This is a genomic window from Desulfitobacterium sp. THU1, assembly GCF_038181555.1.
In the GTDB taxonomy this organism is placed as follows: Bacteria; Bacillota; Desulfitobacteriia; order Desulfitobacteriales; family Desulfitobacteriaceae; genus Desulfitobacterium.
This window is the reverse complement of the sequence record NZ_JBBWUA010000009.1, coordinates 46,300-65,068: the sequence shown is the minus strand read 5'-3', so window position 1 is coordinate 65,068 and position 18,769 is coordinate 46,300. Positions and strand designations below refer to the sequence as shown.

Annotated in this window: 18 protein-coding genes, 2 tRNA genes and 1 other annotated feature; of the genes, 19 read left to right on the top strand and 1 reads right to left on the bottom strand. The window is 46.6% G+C overall.

Translation table 11 applies throughout. The annotated features are described in order from the left end of the window. Positions 1 to 2 precede the first annotated feature (2 nt). The 3 genes from AAC978_RS09500 to radA all read left to right on the top strand — a co-directional run bounded on the left by AAC978_RS09500 (position 3) and on the right by radA (position 5,176). Positions 3 to 1,088, top strand: coding sequence for a protein arginine kinase (locus AAC978_RS09500; protein ID WP_341547797.1), 1,086 nt, complete (start codon positions 3 to 5; stop codon positions 1,086 to 1,088). Continuing rightward, complete coding sequence (locus AAC978_RS09495; RefSeq protein ID WP_341547796.1) at positions 1,081 to 3,564, top strand: ATP-dependent Clp protease ATP-binding subunit; 2,484 nt, start codon at positions 1,081 to 1,083, stop codon at positions 3,562 to 3,564. Before AAC978_RS09500 ends, AAC978_RS09495 begins: the two co-directional genes overlap by 8 nt. 262 nt (positions 3,565 to 3,826) lie before the next feature. Beyond that, a complete protein-coding gene (gene radA / locus AAC978_RS09490; protein WP_341547795.1) occupies positions 3,827 to 5,176 on the top strand; it encodes a DNA repair protein RadA in 1,350 nt (449 codons plus the stop codon). A 114-nt stretch (positions 5,177 to 5,290) separates the two neighbouring features. On the opposite strand, the gene AAC978_RS09485 is transcribed toward radA, so the two are convergent. Next, positions 5,291 to 5,683 (bottom strand): DUF1573 domain-containing protein, encoded by a 393-nt coding sequence (locus AAC978_RS09485; RefSeq protein WP_341547794.1) that lies wholly within the window; start codon positions 5,681 to 5,683, stop codon positions 5,291 to 5,293. 182 nt (positions 5,684 to 5,865) lie between these two features. Between AAC978_RS09485 and AAC978_RS09480 the strand changes: the two genes are divergently transcribed. The 16 genes from AAC978_RS09480 (at position 5,866) to rpmG (ending at position 18,706) form a co-directional block, all read left to right on the top strand. After that, positions 5,866 to 6,342 carry a CarD family transcriptional regulator gene (locus AAC978_RS09480; protein ID WP_341547793.1) on the top strand — a complete coding sequence of 159 codons (477 nt, stop codon included), beginning with the start codon at positions 5,866 to 5,868 and terminating at the stop codon, positions 6,340 to 6,342. Between the two features lie 82 nt (positions 6,343 to 6,424). Continuing rightward, positions 6,425 to 7,594 (top strand): PIN/TRAM domain-containing protein, encoded by a 1,170-nt coding sequence (locus tag AAC978_RS09475; RefSeq protein ID WP_341547845.1) that lies wholly within the window; start codon positions 6,425 to 6,427, stop codon positions 7,592 to 7,594. Further along, positions 7,587 to 8,282: a 2-C-methyl-D-erythritol 4-phosphate cytidylyltransferase gene (gene ispD, locus AAC978_RS09470; protein ID WP_341547792.1), complete on the top strand. Its 696-nt coding sequence runs from the start codon at positions 7,587 to 7,589 to the stop codon at positions 8,280 to 8,282. The genes AAC978_RS09475 and ispD overlap by 8 nt, the downstream gene beginning before the upstream one ends. A 103-nt stretch (positions 8,283 to 8,385) precedes the next feature. Beyond that, positions 8,386 to 8,865, top strand: coding sequence for a 2-C-methyl-D-erythritol 2,4-cyclodiphosphate synthase (gene ispF / locus AAC978_RS09465; RefSeq protein WP_341547791.1), 480 nt, complete (start codon positions 8,386 to 8,388; stop codon positions 8,863 to 8,865). A gap of 545 nt (positions 8,866 to 9,410) precedes the next feature. Further along, on the top strand, positions 9,411 to 10,871 hold the full coding sequence (gene gltX, locus AAC978_RS09460) for a glutamate--tRNA ligase (RefSeq protein WP_341547790.1): 1,461 nt from the start codon (positions 9,411 to 9,413) through the stop codon (positions 10,869 to 10,871). Between the two features lie 110 nt (positions 10,872 to 10,981). After that, positions 10,982 to 11,190 (top strand) — a binding site (T-box leader). Between the two features lie 62 nt (positions 11,191 to 11,252). Further along, entirely contained in the window at positions 11,253 to 11,921 is a 669-nt protein-coding gene (gene cysE, locus AAC978_RS09455; RefSeq protein WP_341547789.1) for a serine O-acetyltransferase, read from the top strand. 4 nt (positions 11,922 to 11,925) lie between these two features. Further along, the gene (gene cysS, locus AAC978_RS09450) at positions 11,926 to 13,359 is read left to right on the top strand and encodes a cysteine--tRNA ligase (RefSeq protein ID WP_341547788.1); all 1,434 of its coding nucleotides are present in this window, start codon (positions 11,926 to 11,928) and stop codon (positions 13,357 to 13,359) included. Between the two features lie 110 nt (positions 13,360 to 13,469). After that, positions 13,470 to 13,946, top strand: a complete 477-nt coding sequence (locus tag AAC978_RS09445) for a Mini-ribonuclease 3 (RefSeq protein ID WP_341547787.1) — start codon at positions 13,470 to 13,472, stop codon at positions 13,944 to 13,946. Positions 13,947 to 13,973: 27 nt separating this feature from the next. Further along, positions 13,974 to 14,645, top strand: a complete 672-nt coding sequence (gene thyX / locus AAC978_RS09440; RefSeq protein ID WP_341547786.1) for an FAD-dependent thymidylate synthase — start codon at positions 13,974 to 13,976, stop codon at positions 14,643 to 14,645. Positions 14,646 to 15,046: 401 nt separating this feature from the next. Continuing rightward, complete coding sequence (locus tag AAC978_RS09435) at positions 15,047 to 15,226, top strand: hypothetical protein (protein ID WP_341547785.1); 180 nt, start codon at positions 15,047 to 15,049, stop codon at positions 15,224 to 15,226. A gap of 119 nt (positions 15,227 to 15,345) precedes the next feature. Then, entirely contained in the window at positions 15,346 to 16,083 is a 738-nt protein-coding gene (rlmB, locus tag AAC978_RS09430) for a 23S rRNA (guanosine(2251)-2'-O)-methyltransferase RlmB (protein ID WP_341547784.1), read from the top strand. Positions 16,084 to 16,878: 795 nt separating this feature from the next. Beyond that, entirely contained in the window at positions 16,879 to 17,532 is a 654-nt protein-coding gene (gene sigH / locus AAC978_RS09425; protein ID WP_341547783.1) for an RNA polymerase sporulation sigma factor SigH, read from the top strand. Between the two features lie 102 nt (positions 17,533 to 17,634). After that, a tRNA-Tyr gene (locus AAC978_RS09420) sits at positions 17,635 to 17,718 on the top strand. Between the two features lie 42 nt (positions 17,719 to 17,760). After that, positions 17,761 to 17,835 (top strand) — tRNA-Met (locus AAC978_RS09415). 100 nt (positions 17,836 to 17,935) lie between these two features. After that, positions 17,936 to 18,466: a thermonuclease family protein gene (locus tag AAC978_RS09410; protein ID WP_341547782.1), complete on the top strand. Its 531-nt coding sequence runs from the start codon at positions 17,936 to 17,938 to the stop codon at positions 18,464 to 18,466. Positions 18,467 to 18,556: 90 nt separating this feature from the next. After that, complete coding sequence (rpmG, locus tag AAC978_RS09405) at positions 18,557 to 18,706, top strand: 50S ribosomal protein L33 (RefSeq protein ID WP_015260970.1); 150 nt, start codon at positions 18,557 to 18,559, stop codon at positions 18,704 to 18,706. Positions 18,707 to 18,769 lie beyond the last annotated feature (63 nt).

Sequence of the window (18,769 nt, the reverse complement as noted above, 5' to 3'; positions counted from 1 at the left end):
CGATGGAGAGAAAAGAACACTTGCTAAAACACAGTGAATGGATGAAGGAAAGGCCGGATATGCCGGTGGTTTTGAGCAGCCGAATTCGTCTAGCCCGTAATCTAGAAGGAGTTCCTTTTCCTTTAGGACTTACCGAGGAAGCCTCCCAAGAGGTTGAGAAGAAGGTTTCTCAGCAACTAGAAGAGCTAGCGATTGATGGTCAGAAGCTCACCTATTACTCGATTAAGGATTTGACCGCGATTGAGCAATATGTCCTTATCGAAAAACATTTGATCAGTCCGGCCCTTGTGAGTGCAAGAGGAGCTCGGGGGGTAGCCATAAATCCTGATCATCGGGCATCGGTGATGGTGAATGAAGAGGATCATATCAGAATTCAGGTCCTACTCCCGGGAAATCAATTAAAAGAGGCCTTTCACTTGGCGAATACCTTAGACGATGAGTTAGAACATCGCTTGGATCTGGCTTATCGAGAAAACGAAGGTTATCTGACCGCTTGCCCCACAAATGTCGGAACAGGCATGCGGGCCTCGGTGATGGTCCATATCCCGGCACTTGTCATGACCCATCGGGTTCAGCAGCTACTGGGAGCCCTTAATCAACTGGGTTTGGCGGTACGGGGACTCTACGGAGAAGGCTCACAAGCCTTTGGGCATATCTATCAGGTATCTAATCAGATTACCCTAGGCAAGAGCGAAGAGGATACACTGACCCATCTGGAGGCGGTGACTCTTCAGATAGTTGAGCAAGAAATTCATGCTCGGGAGAGCTTGGCTAGAGAGGCCCGAGTTACTCTGGAAGATAAGGTCTGGAGGGCAAGGGGTACACTAGAAAATGCTAGGCTACTCAAATCGGAGGATGCACTGCAAAGCTTATCCCTAGATCGTCTGGGGATAGACATGGGTATACTTCCTCCTCACCAGCGTAGCTTTAGCACCTTGCTAGTGGAGACCCTGCCTGCTTCCTTGCAATACATTTTAGAAAAAGAACTCACTCCTGAGCAACGGGATGAGCAGCGGGCCAACTTTGTGCGAATGGCCATGAGTGAAGTTAAAGAGACCAATATGGAAGGTGGAAACCATAATGAATGAGAAATTTACGGAAAAGGCATTGAAAGCTCTGCAGTTTGCTGCAGAAGAGGCCCAACGCATGGGTTCTAACGTCATTGGGACAGAGCACCTTCTACTCGGCTTAGTCGATGAAGGTGAAGGAATTGCGGCTAAGTCACTTTTAGGAATAGGGGTAACCCCGGAAAAGATCCGGGAGCAAATCGGAAATTTAACCGGTATTGGCGAGCCATATGAAGGCGAGGTTAGTCTCACTCCCCGGGTCAAACGGATTTTAGAATTAGCTAGCGAAGAAGCTCGCCGTCATGGGGTGAGTTATGTAGGTACAGAGCATCTCCTCCTCGGTCTCCTTATGGAGGGGGAAGGGGTCGCCGCGCGAGTCTTGCGCAATCTCGGGGTAAGCCCGGAGAGAATCTGGAAGCAAGTGGTCCAGTTGCTGGGTGGGCAGCCTGATGATACCCCAATGCCTAACGGTGCCCCGAGCAATGGAAGTGCCAAAAATGCCGGACCCTCAAACACCCCGGCTTTGAACGAATTCGGTCGCGATCTAACTCAGCAGGCTCGGGATGGCAAGCTGGATCCGGTAGTGGGCCGGGATGATGAGATTGAGCGGGTAGTACAAGTGCTCAGCCGCCGGACCAAAAACAATCCAGTTCTGATCGGTGAACCGGGTGTGGGAAAAACTGCAATTGCGGAAGGCTTGGCTCAACGGATAATTGCGAATAAAGTACCTGAGACCTTAGCGGGCAAACGGGTGGTCACCTTGGATCTTTCTGCTGTGGTCGCCGGTAGTAAGTATCGTGGAGAATTTGAAGAACGCCTCAAAAAGGTTATGGAAGAAATACGAATCGATGGCAAGATTATCGTCTTTATCGATGAGCTTCATACCCTGATCGGTGCCGGAGCAGCGGAAGGGGCTATCGATGCTGCTAATATTTTAAAACCGGCTTTAGCTCGTGGCGAACTGCAATGCATTGGGGCTACCACCTTAGATGAATACCGTAAATATATAGAAAAGGATCCGGCCCTTGAGCGGCGGTTCCAACCCATTAAGGTGGGCGAACCTACTGTCGAGCAGGCTATTCAGATTCTCTATGGTTTACGGGATCGCTATGAAGCCCATCACCGGACGAAGATTACCGATGAAGCGATTGAAGCTGCGGTGAAGATGTCTGATCGCTATATTTCCGACCGCTTCCTGCCGGATAAAGCCATCGACTTGATGGACGAAGCGGCTTCTCGGGTTCGCTTGACAGCCTTTACTGCTCCTCCGGATCTGCAATCGTTAGAAGAAAAGATTGATGCTCTCAAGAGTGAAAAGGAAGCCGCTGTCTCCAGCCAGGAGTTTGAAAAGGCTGCTAAATTCCGTGATGAAGAACACCAACTTCGGGAAGAGCTTGCCCAATTGCGTAACTCTTGGGAGAGCAAGCGGGATGTTAACGAAAGTCAAGTAACCGCCGATGACATCGCTCAGATCGTGGCGAGCTGGACAGGAATCCCTGTGAAGAAGCTGGCTCAAGAAGAAAGCGAACGACTCCTCCGCCTTGAAGAGACCCTTCATCAACGGGTGGTCGGACAAGAGGATGCTGTAAAGGCCGTATCCCGTGCTGTACGCCGGGCCAGGGCAGGGTTGAAAGACCCCAAACGTCCCGTAGGTTCCTTTATCTTCCTTGGACCTACTGGGGTAGGGAAGACCGAGCTCGCTCGTGCTTTAGCTGAAGCATTATTCGGTGAGGACGATGATCTAGTACGTATCGATATGTCCGAGTATATGGAAAAGCATGCAGTATCCCGCTTAGTGGGAGCGCCTCCCGGCTATATTGGCCATGATGAAGGGGGTCAACTCACGGAAGCAATCCGCCGTAAACCCTACAGTGTCATTTTGTTGGATGAAATTGAAAAAGCTCACCCTGAGGTCTTCAATATCTTGCTGCAAGTCTTAGAGGATGGGCGTCTTACCGATACCAAGGGCAGAACCGTAGATTTCCGCAACGCAGTAATTATTATGACCTCCAATGTGGGCGCTTCCATGATGAAGAAGGAAGCTTTGGGCTTTGCTAACCGCCGCGATGAAAATACAGAATATAAGAATATGAGCGCGCGCGTCATGGAGGAGCTGAAAAAGACCTTCCGTCCGGAATTCCTTAACCGGGTTGATGAGACTGTGGTCTTCCACTCCCTGCAAACTGAAGGCTTATTGAAGATTACTGAGATTCTGATGAAACAAGTCAACACCCGTCTGAAGGAACAAGACTATGATCTACAAGTGGAGAAGAGTGCTCTGGAGCTTATCGCTAAGGAGGGTAATGACCCAACCTATGGTGCCCGCCCTCTCCGCCGAGCTATTCAACGCTTGATCGAAGACAGTCTATCCGAAAAAATCCTCCTTGGGGAGTTTAAACCCGGGGACAAGATCAAGGTCACTGCTGAAGAGGATAAAATGAAATTCTCCGCAGTAAAGGCTCGCAAAAGCAAGAAAGCTGTGACTTCTGAAAAATAATTTCTATGGATTTCTTGTCAGTTTAAATTTTAGTGCTTTAAGTTTTGGTACTGTATAAGATTTATGGTAAAATAAAGGATATACCTATTCTAGGCTAACCTCAGGGTTAGCCTAGAACTTTCTGCAAACGAAATATCGAGCTAACGAATTATCGAACAATTAGTTAAAATAGGTACTTGGACTTAAAAATTGAATGACCAAACGTATTTTCTTATAAGGGTAAAGTTGAGATGATCGATGGTAGAGAAAGGCGGATACCTATTTGGCGAAGATAAAAACGCGGTTTTTTTGTCAAGCCTGCGGGCAAGAAAGTGCTCGTTGGTTAGGAAAATGCCCGGGTTGTGGGGAATGGAATACTTTAGTGGAAGAGATCTTAGAACGTTCTACCGCTAAGCGCACCTCTACAGGGGTAAGGGCGACGCCCTTGACCGAGATTATGCTTCAGGAAGAAGAAAGAGTAAGCTCTGGTTGCCAAGAGCTGAATAGAGTCTTGGGCGGGGGCATTGTGCCGGGCTCCTTTGTACTTTTGGGTGGGGAGCCGGGAATTGGCAAGTCTACCCTGCTCCTGCAAACCGCTGGATTGTTAGCAAAAAAAATGGACGTACTCTATATTTCCGGAGAAGAATCCGAAAAGCAGATCAAGCTGAGAGCGGAGCGTCTAGGAATTACTGAATCTCACTTGCATATTCTGACGGAGACTCGGCTAGAGGTTATCAAAGATGTTGCCCTAGCCATGAAGCCGGGACTCTTGATTATTGATTCTATCCAAACCATGGTCTTGGAAGAACTGCAGGCAGCAGCGGGGAGTGTGAGTCAGGTTCGCGAAGGGGCTGCTTTCCTCATGCGCATAGCCAAAGAAGAAGAGATTCCGATCTTCTTAGTGGGCCATGTGACAAAAGAAGGAGCCATTGCCGGACCTCGGGTCTTAGAGCATATTGTGGACACGGTCCTCTATTTTGAAGGGGATCGCCATCATGTGTATCGTTTGTTGAGGGCTGTGAAAAATCGTTTCGGTTCTACCAATGAGATTGGGGTATTTGAGATGCACGAAGACGGCTTGCTTGAGGTACCCAACCCCTCTCGAGCCTTTTTGGGAGAGAATTCTTCCACGGCACCGGGATCCTCTGTGGCAGTAGTCATGGAAGGCTCTCGGCCTCTGTTGGTAGAAATTCAAGCCTTGGTCACCCCGACGACCTACGGGCCACCTCGTCGAACAGCCACGGGGATTGATTATAACCGGGTCTTGATGCTTTTGGCTGTGCTTGATAAAAAGGTGGGTTTTCATTTGGGAGCTCAGGATGTGTTCATCAATATCGCCGGCGGAATACGCATTGATGATCCGGGGGTTGATTTAGCTTGTATTGCAGCTATTGCCTCCAGTATGCGAGATCGTCCCCTGAAGCGCTATGCTCTCATTGGTGAAGTGGGACTGACAGGTGAAGTGCGAGGGATTGCTCAGATTGAAAACCGGGTGAAAGAAGCTATGAAATTAGGCTTTGAAGGCTGCATTCTCCCGCAAATCAATATCGCCGCTGTAAAATCTACTCATAATTTTGCGATTGTTCCAGTAAAGACCGTCGAAGAAGCAGTTCAAGTCATGTTTGAGTCCTAGAGGTCATGTTTATGGCCTAAAAAACAAATACCGTATCTTCAAAAAGATACGGCTCAAAATTCATATTAGTCCTTAACGAATGGGTGCGGGAGGATACGTCAGAATTGAGTGGAACTAAGTAAGGTTAAAGATGGTCAGGGTGGAGAGTTTCTTTTCCTGCTTGGCAAGGACCTCGCTTAGGGATATATCCAAGGTGTTGGCTAAAGCAGCTATGTAAAAGAATTGTTCCCCAAGTTCTGCTTCAATGATGTCTTGGCAGTTTTCGCAAAGCTTTCCATCGAGTTGGCTGTCCAGCAAGTTCTTCAAGTCTTGCATGCTCGCCTCTTCCGGGATCGGTTTCTTATGGGCATCAATACCTAAGCAGCCGCAATCGGTCACACTCTTCACCACAGCTCGATTGACTCGAGAGGAGGCTTCCTGTCCCTTGGTGATGATATCTAAGATGCTTTGGTGACGAATCAGGAGGGATTGAACGAGAGTTTGATAGCGATCTGTGAGATTATCCATAAGTTATTTCCTCACTCCTTTCTGACACCTTAATTATAACGAGCGGTTGGTGGAGTTGTCAATTTTCTACAATCCTGCCAGGGAAAACAAGAAATTGACAGAGCAGGTTGTCTATGATATAATTAAAAAATTTTTGACCCCTTATTCGATTATTGCTATAATGAGCGTAAGGGGGGATCTCAATGTTTTGTATCGGAGATAGAGTAGTTTACCCAATGCATGGAGCAGGAGTGATCGAAGCCATCGAAGAGAGAGAGGTTCTTGGAGAGTCCCATCGCTATTACGTCATGAATATTCCGATAGGGAATATGAAGGTTTTTATTCCTTTAAATAATGTAAACCAGCTAGGCATTCGGGAAGTGATTTCATCTGATGAAGTACCTGAGGTGCTTAAGATTCTCGAAAATGAAAGTACGCTTCCTGTCTTAGCGTGGAATAGACGCTATCGAGCCAATATGGATCGAATCAAAAGCGGCGATATTTTTTCAATAGCGGAGGTGGTGCGCAGTCTCTCACAAAGAGATCATGAAAAAGGTCTCTCAACAGGGGAGAAAAAAATGTATGATAATGCCTGTCAAATCTTGGTCAGTGAATTGGTTTTGGCCGAGGGTGTGAAAGCTGATGAAATGACACAGCGAATAAAGGGGCTTCTTGCCTAAATTTTAGAATTGAAAATATATGGTAAATGCTAGTATAATGGTAAAAGATTTCAGCCAAAATAATGATAAAGGAGGTGAAATGATGATTCGCAAAATTGTACGCGGTATCATCACGGTTTTAGCTGGAGCGTTAGGTTTTTACCTTAATGCTTTCCTATTGAGTCTTAATGTATTACAGTCATTGGGATGGCCGATTTCTCCCATATGGTCATTTGTGGCCATGGTGGTAATTTTCTCTAGTATCGGCTTCCTAATTGCCCCACCAGGTATACGAGGGTTCTTAAAAATGATGGCATGGCTCGATGCTCGCATGAACAAAGTTCCTACCCATGAATTAATCGGTGGTGCGCTTGGTATTATAATCGGACTTATAATTGCTAGTTTATTAAGCAATGCCTTAAATGGCATCCCCATTATCGGGAGTGTGTTATCCATAATTTTAAGTGCTTCCTTGGGTTACTTAGGCTTGATTATTGGAGTTAAACGGAAAGAAGAGATATTTAGCTATTTTACTTTCTTTCCGAAACTTCGGGGGGACAAAGCAGATAAGAGCAAAGGCAAGGATGGGCAGTCAAGACAAGGTTCGGACGCTGCTATGCTCAATTATAAAATTCTGGACACTAGTGTGATTATCGATGGACGCATCGCGGACATCGTTCAGACCGGTTTTCTTGAGGGGACGTTGCTAATCCCAGGTTTTGTTCTTGAGGAGCTCCAGCATATTGCAGACTCATCTGATCTCTTAAAACGCAATCGTGGTCGCCGAGGGTTGGACATCTTAAACCAGATTTCCAAAGAGAAGTTAGCCAATAATGTGGAAATCATGGAAGTGGACTTTGAGGATATCGCGGAAGTGGATAGCAAATTGGTTCGCTTGGGACAAAATCTTGATGCACCGATTCTCACCAATGACTATAACCTCAATAAGGTGGCAGAGTTGCAGGGGGTAAAAGTCCTTAATATCAATGAACTGGCTAATGCGGTCAAACCCATCGTACTACCTGGGGAAGAGATGGAAGTTCAAGTGATGAAAGAGGGTAAGGAACCCGGACAAGGGGTAGCCTACTTGGATGATGGCACGATGATCGTGGTGGATACTGGTCGCAGATATATGGGGCAAACCATAACTGTGTTAGTTACCAGTGTTTTGCAGACTGCCGCAGGGCGCATGATTTTCGCTAAACCGAAAGCCCTCCATGAAAAAAAGTCGATTGGCCTGTCAGCGACGAATGAGGTGGATGCCCTTGGTTAAGCTGGGTGTTGTGATACCTGCTGCAGGTCAAGGAAAACGCATGGGAGTGTCGATCAATAAACAATTCATTCCTTTGCGGGGGCGACCGCTTCTCGCACACACTCTAGCTCTCTTTGAACAATCTGAGCTAATCAGCGAGATAGTTATTGTCGCCTCCCGAGAGGATCGGCAAAGTATCGGTGAGTTGGTTGAGTCCGAGGGATTGCAAAAGGTTTCTTCCATTGTCGTCGGCGGTAAAGAACGTCAAGAATCAGTATTTGCGGGGCTAAAGGCTCTCAGCCCGTTAATCCAAAGGGTGGCGGTCCATGATGGGGCACGCCCCCTTTTGACTTGTCAAGAATTAAACCGTTTTTTTACAGAGGCGGAAGAATTTAGGGCAGCGATTATGGCGATCCCGGTCAAGGATACGATTAAGAAGGTGGATTCCCAAGGCAAGGTCCTCGAAACTCCTCCTCGGGACACCCTCAGAGCTGTCCAGACCCCACAAGTTTTTGATCGGCATCTTCTCGAAGAGGCCCATCAAAGAGCCGTCGAGTCAGGATATCTGGCAACGGATGATGCTGCTTTAGTAGAATGGCAGGGTCACCCCGTCCAAACCCTTATGGGATCGTTAGAGAATATCAAGATCACGACCCCGGAGGATTTGGACTTAGCAGAAAGCATCCTAGCCAAACGCGAAAGTAAATAACGTGGTGCACCGCTGTTGAATGAAAGATTTTTATCTGGGTCACCATCATTTAGGAATTGATAATTAGATTAAATCAATTTTAAGAGGTTAAGGAGTCTGATGAATGCTTAGAGTAGGGATTGGTTACGATGTTCATGCGCTGGTGGAAGGTCGTCCGCTGATATTGGGTGGAATCGAGATTCCCCATGAAAAGGGGTTGCTGGGTCATTCTGATGCAGATGTCCTCACTCATGCCATCATGGACGCACTTCTTGGAGCCTTGGCTTTAGGAGATCTGGGGAAACACTTCCCAGATACCGACGAGCAATATCGGGGGATCTCCAGTATGAAGCTGCTCGAACTCGTCATGGGACTATTGTTGGAACGCGGCTATAAAATCGGCAATATCGACTGCATCATCGCGGCCCAACGCCCTAAGCTCGCTCCCCATATAGCACAAATGCGCGAGAATCTAGCCCGTGCTCTACGTACCGAGGTTGAAAATGTCTCAGTAAAAGCAACTACCACAGAACGTTTGGGCTTCGAAGGCCGAGAAGAAGGAATCAGTTCGCAGGCGATAGTGCTTCTGATTAAGAATGTCTAAGAAAGTGCTGTCTCCAGGGTTTTGCTTTACACCGGTCACTCAGTAAGCTGCGCGCATCCGTTCTAACGCTCAAGCTTTCAACTCCGAAAGGTCCCCGGCTAAATCGGCTCCATGCCTCATAGCTGGTTGGAAACGTCCTGTTTCCAACCTTTCTCCGTTGAGAACTTTTCGCGAAGAACGGCTAGCTGCTCGCTTAGAAGGCGTTCCCTTCTGTAGAAGCAAACCCTTGGGTAGGCGCCTCAGGATTATACAAGTTATGCTAATATTTCAAGCTTATAAAGCCGATAAACAACCCAAGGATTTTGATTTACAATAGTGAGCGACTTTTAAGCGAGCAGGATACCAAACTTCGTGAAAAGCACGCAGCAGAGTCGGGTTGGAAACAGGACGTTTCCAACCGGCTAGAGAGTCAGGAGACGATTTAGCCGGAGCCCCGACGGAGCGGAGAGCTTGAGCGATTAGTTTGGTACCGCACAGCTTACTTAGCGAATGATGTAAAGCAAAATCCTGGAGACTCGACAGATTACTAAGGAGGAAGAATACCTATGCTTAAAGTTCGTTTTGCTCCCAGCCCAACGGGGCCCTTACATATCGGCGGTGCACGTTCCGCGCTTTTCAACTATTTGTTGTCCCGTAAGGAAAACGGGGTATTTATCGTGCGCAGTGAAGATACAGACCTGGAGCGTTCCAGTCGTGAATCGGAGCATAATATTCTCGAAGCCTTACGCTGGTTAAATATCCAATGGAATGAAGGGCTCGAAGTGGGCGGCGATAATGGACCTTATCGCCAAACCGAGCGTCTCGCCCTTTATCAAGAATACACAGATAAGCTCATAGCCAATGGCGATGCCTATTATTGCTATTGTTCGGAAGAAGAGCTGGAGCAAGAGCGTCAGGAATTGATTGCTAAGGGGGATACCCCTCGATATCTAGGGAAATGCCGGCACCTTACAGAGGAAGATCGTCAGAAACACGAAGTAGCAGGCCGTAAGCCGGTGGTTCGTTTCCGGGTGCCTGAAGGACAACAGATCGTTATCAACGATCGGGTCCGGGGCGAGGTCATTTTCGAAAGTGACGGAATCGGGGATTATGTTATTGTTAAATCCGATGGCATTCCAACCTATAATTTTGCGGTGGTCATTGACGATACGACCATGAATGTGACCCATGTCATTCGCGGTGAAGAGCATCTTTCCAATACTCCTCGTCAAATTTTGATCTACCAGGCCTTAGGGATTACCCCACCGGAATTCGCTCATGTCTCCTTGATCCTCAACACGGAAGGGAGAAAAATGAGCAAGCGGGATGGGGATACAGCTGTTATTGACTATCAGAGAAAAGGATACTTACCGGAAGCGGTCGCGAACTTTATTGCTTTAATGGGATGGTCTCCTGCTGGAGAGGAAGAGTTCTTTACCCTTGAAGAAATGATTCAAGCCTTCTCCCTAAATCGAGTCTCCAAGAGCCCGGCTGTCTTTGATCTCAATAAATTAAATTATATTAACGCTCATTACATTAAAAAGGCTGATCCAGAGCGCTTAACGGATCTCGCCCTACCGTATCTACAAGAAGTGGGAGTCATCCCTCAAGAAAACGTCTCCACAGCGGACCGAGCTTGGGCGACTCGCTATATTCAAGCCATCATTAATCATCTGGATTATCTGGCTCAAGTCAAGGATTATATCCACTATGTTCGAGGCGGTGAGGCTCCTGCTCCGGAAGGTGAAGCCTTAGAAATTCTTCAAGGCGAACAAGTGACCGCTGTCCTAGACCTTTTTGTTGAAAAACTAAAGAGCTTGGACGAAATCACGGTGGATACGGTCAAGCCTTTGTTCAAACAGGTGACTAAAGAGCTGAAGCTGGGTGGGAAGCAAGTCTTTATGCCGATTCGAATTGCTTTGACCGGGCAAATGCACGGCCCCGAGCTCTACGATATCGTACCCCTCTTGGGGCTGGACAACGTAATGAGCCGGTTAGAAGGATCGAAGAAACTATTGGGATATTGACACCATTCTTTGGATTCTCTATACTTACAACAGGAACCTCATTGCATATAATGCAACATATATTAATTACGAAAACAGCGAACTTGCATTTTGGGCAATGATCATATGTAGATAGCGTGATGATGGAAAAGAGTAAGAAGATTTCTTTGCTCAAGAGAGGATGGAGAAGGTGGAAACCATCCCAAAGGATCTTTTGAAGTGCATTCCGGAGCGTCAGATGAATGGATGGGGCCATTCTCCGTAAGGCTGCGTTAAGGCCATGAGTGGAACGGGAAACTGTTCAATCAGAGTGGAACCGCGGAAACCTTTCGTCTCTGGACGAAGGGTTTCTTTTTTGTACGTATCAAAGAGTTAGAGTTTTTTGATTGAAGGTGATGAGTAGTGTTTCGCCAAGTGAAGCGGGATATCCAAGTGATAAAAGAACGAGATCCGGCGGCTAAAAGCATCGTGGAGATTATTTTTTGCTATCCCGGCCTACATGCCTTGATCGCCCACCGACTTGCCCATTATTTATACAAAAAGAAAATGGTCTTGTTGCCGCGTTTAATTTCTCAAACGTCGCGATTATTCACTGGGATTGAAATACATCCCGGTGCCAAAATCGGACAAGGACTTTTCATCGATCACGGTATGGGTGTGGTCATTGGCGAGACGGCAGAGGTCGGGGATAATGTGACTATCTACCAAGGGGTAACTCTAGGTGGAACGGGTAAAGAAAAGGGCAAAAGACACCCCACCATTGGGAATAATGTCTTTATAGGATCTGGAGCAAAAATATTAGGATCCGTCAAAATTGGTGATAATGTTAAAATCGGTGCCGGTTCGGTGGTCACAAAGCCCGTACCCGGTAACACGACAGTAGTTGGTGTGCCAGGGAAGGTCGTCGTCCAGCATGGGGTTCCCATGAAAGAACTGCAATTGCGCACGAAAAACATCTGCAACAAAGAGATTCGGGTCGAAGAGATGCCGGATCCCGATCAAGAAACCCTTCTCTATTTACTACGACGTGTGGAGATGTTGGAGAAAAAATTAGCGGAAAAGGAGAGTTGAGTTCATGTCGCTGAGACTATTTAATACAATGAGCCACCAGAAAGAAGAGTTTATACCCCGGGAAGAAGGCAAGGTGGCCATGTACACCTGTGGCCCAACGGTATACAACTACTTTCATGTCGGAAATGGACGAATGCTCGTTGTCTTTGATATGATTCGTCGTTATCTGCTTTATAAGGGCTATGATGTCACTTTTGTCCAGAACTTTACGGATATTGATGATAAAATTATTAACCGTGGTAACGAAGAGGGTATGGACCCTCTAAAGTTGGCTGAAAAATATATTGAAGAATACTTTAAGGATGCGAAGGCTCTGAATTTAATGACCGCATCCATTCATCCTAAGGCGACGGATCATATACCGGAGATGATAGAAATCATCAAGGGTCTGGAGGAATCCGGCTTAGCCTATGCTGTGGAGGGCGATGTTTATTTCGCTGTCGATAAGCTTCCTACTTATGGAAAGCTCTCCGGTCGCACCCTTGAGGATATGCAAGCGGGAGCTCGGGTGGAAGTAGAAGAGCGCAAGCATAATCCGATGGATTTTGCCCTGTGGAAGAGTGCGAAACCCGGGGAGCCCTATTGGGAAAGCCCTTGGGGAAAAGGCCGTCCGGGCTGGCATATTGAGTGCACCGCTATGTCCCTCAAATATCTGGGAGCGGGCTTTGATATCCATGGTGGTGGCGGGGATCTGGTGTTTCCTCATCATGAGAATGAAATCGCACAATCGGAAGGCTATCTTCATGGTGAGACTTTCGCTCGCTACTGGATGCATAATGCCTTCTTAACTGTCAATCAGCAGAAAATGTCCAAATCCTTAGGAAATTTCTTCACCGTCCGAGAAATCCTTGAGCATTTCCCTGGTGAAGTTATCCGTTTCTATCTTTTGGGAACCCATTATCGTAGTCCGCTAGACTTTGATGATGAGAACCTGCGCATGGCTCAAAAAGGTCTGGAGCGCCTACAAACCAGCATCCGCTTAGCTGATGAAGCTCTCGGACGCCAGGTTGAAAAACCCGTCGATAATGCGGAGGATCAGAAGCTAATTGTTGCGGCAGAAGAAGCTCAGCGCGAGTTTGAGAGTGCTATGGACGACGACTTTAATTCCGCTTTAGCTTATGCGAGTCTTTTTGAGCTTGGCAAAGTCATTAACGCCCATGTTCAAGCTTATCCATACAACTCGGTCGGCCTCCAAAAAGCTCGAACTGCTCTTTGGGAACTAGCAGATGTTCTGGGCATTGACCTAGCTCATCCTGCCAACAATGCGGAAGCTGGAAATGAAAAGTTGGATCAGGTCATGGATCTGCTCTTAGAGGTACGGGCTATCGCACGAAAGAAGAAAGACTGGGAGATGTCCGACCTCATCCGAGATCGCCTGAAAGATTTAGGGATTGTACTTGAAGATACGCCCCAAGGCGCCCGCTGGACAATCAAGTAATATGGATAAGTATCCTGATTGTTAGAAGTGGATAGATATATAATTGAAGAAAAATCTAGAAAAATCGCTAGTGAGTATGGAAAGGAGGGGAGGGCGTTCTGCCCGAGCCCATGCCAAGATCCTGGCAGGAAATGAATGCCCTTACCCTGGCTTATCTGGGGGATGCTGTCTACGAACTTTGGGTTAGGACTCATCTCCTCGACTGTGGTTATGAAAAGGTAAATGATCTCCATCGCTATGCTACAAAATATGTTCGTGCAGCAACGCAAGCTAAGCTCCTTCATCAGATACTTCCTGATTTGGACGAGCAGGAAACATCCATAGTCCATCGCGGGAGAAATGCTAAAGGAGGTCATCCGAAAAGCACAGATGTGGTGACCTACCGCCATGCCACTGCCTTTGAAGCCCTAGTAGGCTACTGGCAGCTCACAGACAAAACAGAACGAATGCTTTGGGCTTTTGAACAGGTGGACGAGCTCATTCTGGAAGGCGATGGGGAAAAGTCAAAAGCTAATATCCTCAAAGAAGACGATGCTACAAGCGATGAACTAGTCCAAAGTCATGAGCAGAATGAGATGGATTGTTAGATTGGTACGGAATAGGAGGAAAGAGAATTGAACGTTGAACTGATTCAATACACGCCGGACCCAGAGAAGGTCATTGCAGCGGCTGCTCGTTTATGTTATTCCCCTGATCCTGTACCCGAGTTGCTGGAACGATTGGATGATGAAAAGGTGGCCGATTTTGTCCAAAAATTACGCTCCATGGGCCATCTTTCGCCCTTTGAACACATTAGCTTTCAGTTCTCCATCGATGGTGTATCCCGGGCTTTGTCTCATCAATTGGTTCGCCACCGGATTGCTAGCTATTCACAACGCTCCCAGAGGTATGTTAAAGAAAGTGGCTTTGAATTTGTCACCCCCCCAAGCATCCGCAAAAATCCCCAAGCCTTAGAGCGTTTTGAAAGAATCATGAACACTCTCCAAGAAGAATACCAGGCCTTACTGGAGGCAGCTCCGGCAGAAGATGCTCGCTATATCCTGCCCAACGCCTGCACCACCTCTTTAATGGCAACCTTTAACGCCCGCTCCTTAATGAACTTCTTCGAACATAGAACCTGCATGCGCGCCCAATGGGAGATTCGCATCCTCGCCGAAAGAATGCTCGAGCTCGTTCGGGAAGTTGCTCCCAATGTCTTTGGGCAAGCTGGACCCACCTGCGTTACTCAAGGGGTTTGTCACGAAGGGGCTATGAGTTGTGGGCGGATTAAGGTGCTGAAGCGGTAAGCTTGCTTCTTGAGTGTCTCCAGGATTTTGTTTTACACCGTTCGCTGAGTAAGCTGCGTGGACAAAACTAATCACTCAAGCCTACCGCTACGACATGTTCCCGGCTAAATCGTCTCCTGACTCTCTAGCCGGTTGGAAACGTCCTGTTTCCAACATGTCTCCGCTGCATGCTTTTCGCGAAGTTTTGTTTCCGCTCGCTTAGAAGTCGCTCACTCTTGTAAATCAAAATCCTTGGGTTGTCTCTGAAGGACAAGTTCCTTGGCAGCCCGGGTACTAAAATCCCCTTTGGCTCTTTGTCTATCTGTAGTGTTTTGAGTGACCTTTTCGTTACTACGCGGCCTTCGCAGCCTTAAAGCTTATGGCTAACTTCTAAAGATTGTTCGTCGCAAGTTCTATACCGTGTGAGTAAACCCAAGGATTTTGTTTTAGCGGAGAGAACGACTTTAAGCGAGCAGCTAACCGTTCTTCACGAAAATCTAGCCACGGAGTCTGGTTGGAAACAGGACGTTTCCAACACGCTAGAGAGCCAAGGAAGGCGATTTAGCGTGGGACCAGACGTAGTGGATAGATTAAGCGATTAGAACGGGTGCGCGCAGCTTACGGAGTGAACGGGCTAAAACAAAATCCTGGAGAATTACTACAAATGTGCATATACCTAGCCGCCTTAAACAAAGGCAAACGAAAGGACTGACCCCAACTCATGAACGACGAAGTCATTTACGGCCGTAACGCGGTCTGGGAACTCCTCCAATCAGGCAAGCCCGTCAACAAACTGCTCTTCCAATCAGAAGGCACTGGCGGTCGCTTCCAAGACATGGTGAGCCATGCCCGAGGACACCAAATTCCCTTCCAATTTGTCGACAAAGTCGCCCTAGATCGCTTGACAGAGAAAGCCAAGCATCAAGGCGTTTTAGCTTATGTCTCCCCCCGTGAATATGCAGAAGTCGAGGATATCTTGGCTCTGGCCAAAGATAAAGGAGAGGATCCTTTTATTCTTGTTCTCGATGAGGTGGAAGACCCTCATAATCTAGGTGCTCTCATCCGGACTGCCGATGCAGCTGGAGTCCATGGTGTGATTATACCGAAGCGCCGTAGCGTGTCCCTCACCTCTACCGTAGCAAAGACCTCAGCAGGTGCCATAGAGCATGTCTTAGTCGCTCGGGTAGGGAACTTGGTCCAGACCCTGAAGGACCTCCAAAAGGCCGGTTGTTGGGTCTCTGGGGCCGAAGCGGGTGGGACGGAGGTTTATCATTCGGATCTTACAGGATCTAGGGTGATCGTTGTAGGCAGTGAAGGGAAGGGATTGAGCCGACTGGTCAAGGAAACCTGTGATGAAATAGTAAGCCTTCCCATGAGGGGGAAGATTAATTCTTTAAATGCCAGTGTCGCCGGATCCATCTTATTATATGAAGTTGTCCGTCAGCGGAGCGGAAGATAGAGATTATAGGTCAGGGTAGACAGAGAAAAACCCCGGGTTTGAACCCGGGGTTTTATGGCTGATTGTAGCTGGATTCGATCTGCGCAGGTAAGGCATGAACTGGGAACCTAACTATGATTACGTCAGAGTTTGAAGATTCACCTAATTTATTGTGGGATTGTTGTTCGCTTAAAAAAATAGGGTCTAAAATATATTTAAACATTGGTGCCAAGGAAATCGTTCTAACATCCCTTGTAGTTTGAGTTTGTGGTGTTTTTTGTAATTTCTCCATCTCCTTGCGCATTCTTTTCTCGAATCTGGCTAAGGTGACAGTGTCTTCTTTAACGAAGTCAGCCTCGTTGATTAACTTAAACTCGCTAGGAATTTCACTGGGTGGAGCAACAGAATGAGACAAAGGCAAGGGTACAAAGCGCCGATAAAGGCTTGAACACTGTTATCCCTCCGTTTGCGTTATTATCGTTTTGGTCAATTCACCCTTATTGCGGTTAAATTCATTATACCATAGGGGAGATGCTAATAATTTCTAAATTCTTGAAAAGGATTGGCAAGAAAACCTTTCTGTAGATAGATGGGTTAGCGCACCTACCCGATAGGGTAAACTGGGTCCTATAATGAGTCAGTCCTTGTCCAATTAACCAAAAGTCAGCTTCCAGAGTGCAAGAGACGACAGAACATCTAAAACTTCGCCTTGACGCTTTTGAATTTTCCAAGGTATAATGGTTATGTTCATGCGGACAAGAGCAATAGTGATATTAAATGCAATATCTTCATCACCATGATACGGGAGGGAACGCTTTGACTGTAAACGCCCAACTTGAAGTGTTGGTAGAATGCGACACGATTGAAGTCATAGTGGATGAAGAAGTCGTAGAGCTGGCCAAAAACGGTGATTGTTTAGCACAGGAATACTTAATCAATAAGTACAAAAACTTTGTCAGAGCCAAAGCAAGATCATACTTCCTTATTGGAGCAGATCGTGAAGATATTATCCAAGAGGGAATGATTGGGCTCTACAAAGCTATTCGAGATTTCCGTGGTGACAAGCTCTCCTCTTTTCGGGCTTTTGCAGAGCTGTGTATAACTCGCCAGATTATTACAGCGATTAAGACAGCAACTAGACAGAAGCATATTCCTTTGAATTCTTACGTGTCCTTAAATAAGCCAATTTATGACGAAGATTCGGATAGAACCTTGCTGGATGTAATATCAGGCACGAGAATAACCGATCCTGAGGAATTGATTATTAGCCAAGAGGAATTCGATGATATTGAAGAAAAGATGGGTGAGATTCTCAGTTCTTTAGAGTGGAAAGTTCTTATGGCTTACCTGGAAGGAAAATCATATCAAGAAATTGCCGTAGATCTACATAGACACGTGAAATCAATTGATAATGCGCTCCAAAGGGTTAAAAGGAAACTTGAACGCTATTTAGAACGTCGAGATGGCTAAAGGTAATCGCGCAACCGACTGATCGAGTCGGTTTTTGTTTTATAAGATAAAAGGTGTATTTTTTAAGGCAAATAGTATATAATAAGTAAGTGCTTCTATTTAGGGTAGGTGGCCGAGTGGTTAAAGGCGGCAGACTGTAAATCTGTTCCGAAAGGTACGGTGGTTCGAATCCATCCCTGCCCACCATTATTTGAGAGTGATATTCATGCTACGAATATCGATAAACATCGCGGGATGGAGCAGCGGTAGCTCGTCGGGCTCATAACCCGAAGGTCGTCGGTTCAAATCCGGCTCCCGCAACCAAGTAGACTAAGGGCTTTCGGAGAATTCCGGAAGCCGTTTTTAGATGGCGGACATATCTCAAAGCCTGTTTAGAGGAAACAATGGATCGTGGTGAGTTGATATGAAAAGAAGAAAAATAATGTCTGTTGGATTTGTTTTCTTGCTCGCACTGTTGGCGGCAATAGCAGATATTGATTGGATTCCAGAAAAAGATGCGGAAACAACACTTTCGGAAACGATTTCGGAGGCCCTGATTAGAGGGCCCTATACTGTAGAACGGGTGGTTGACGGGGATACAATCATACTGAGAATGGATGGGCAAAGAGAAAGGGTAAGGCTTATCGGTATCAATACCCCTGAATCCGTTCCTAACAACCCAGATCGTGTTGTGCCCTATGGGAAAGTGTCAGCAGAGTTTACTCGGGGCTTACTGGAAGGTAAAGAGGTAGAGATTGAACTGGATGTGGAAGAACGGGATCAGTATGATAGGCTTCTCGCTTATGTTTATCTGAATGGAGAAATGGTTAACAAAGTCCTTCTTCGCGAGGGACATGCGACGGTAACCACCTATCCACCCAATGTGAAATATGTTGAAGATTTTATGGCGCTACAGAAAGAAGCTCAAAGTCAGCGAAAAGGGATCTGGGAATAAAATCTTGACATGCTAATTTTCATATGATAATGTATTATGAGCATGGATTGAATGCGGATTTTTTAGTCGTGCCCAGGGAGGTGTTCGTAAATGCGTGTTGGCATTACTTTAGCTTGTACCGAATGTAAAAACCGAAATTATGCTTCTATAAAGAATAAGAAAAACAACCCGGATCGTTTAGAAGTTAAAAAGTATTGTAAGTTTTGCAAGTCCCACACATCTCACAAAGAAACCAAGTAAGAAGGTTTCTACATCGATTGATAGTATAACGCAACTAAGGCAGCCGCCAAGTTTTGTTTATCG

Excerpts from the sequence above, each read along its gene's own strand:
- AAC978_RS09500 (WP_341547797.1), top strand. The coding sequence starts at position 3 with ATGGAGAGAAAAGAACACTTGCTAAAACACAGTGAATGGATGAAGGAA.
- AAC978_RS09495 (WP_341547796.1), top strand. The coding sequence starts at position 1,081 with ATGAATGAGAAATTTACGGAAAAGGCATTGAAAGCTCTGCAGTTTGCT.
- AAC978_RS09485 (WP_341547794.1), bottom strand. The coding sequence starts at position 5,683 with ATGGATAATCTCACAGATCGCTATCAAACTCTCGTTCAATCCCTCCTG.
- AAC978_RS09480 (WP_341547793.1), top strand. The coding sequence starts at position 5,866 with ATGTTTTGTATCGGAGATAGAGTAGTTTACCCAATGCATGGAGCAGGA.
- AAC978_RS09475 (WP_341547845.1), top strand. The coding sequence starts at position 6,425 with ATGATTCGCAAAATTGTACGCGGTATCATCACGGTTTTAGCTGGAGCG.
- ispF (WP_341547791.1), top strand. The coding sequence starts at position 8,386 with ATGCTTAGAGTAGGGATTGGTTACGATGTTCATGCGCTGGTGGAAGGT.
- gltX (WP_341547790.1), top strand. The coding sequence starts at position 9,411 with ATGCTTAAAGTTCGTTTTGCTCCCAGCCCAACGGGGCCCTTACATATC.
- cysS (WP_341547788.1), top strand. The coding sequence starts at position 11,926 with ATGTCGCTGAGACTATTTAATACAATGAGCCACCAGAAAGAAGAGTTT.
- AAC978_RS09445 (WP_341547787.1), top strand. The coding sequence starts at position 13,470 with ATGCCAAGATCCTGGCAGGAAATGAATGCCCTTACCCTGGCTTATCTG.
- rlmB (WP_341547784.1), top strand. The coding sequence starts at position 15,346 with ATGAACGACGAAGTCATTTACGGCCGTAACGCGGTCTGGGAACTCCTC.
- AAC978_RS09410 (WP_341547782.1), top strand. The coding sequence starts at position 17,936 with ATGAAAAGAAGAAAAATAATGTCTGTTGGATTTGTTTTCTTGCTCGCA.
- rpmG (WP_015260970.1), top strand. The coding sequence starts at position 18,557 with ATGCGTGTTGGCATTACTTTAGCTTGTACCGAATGTAAAAACCGAAAT.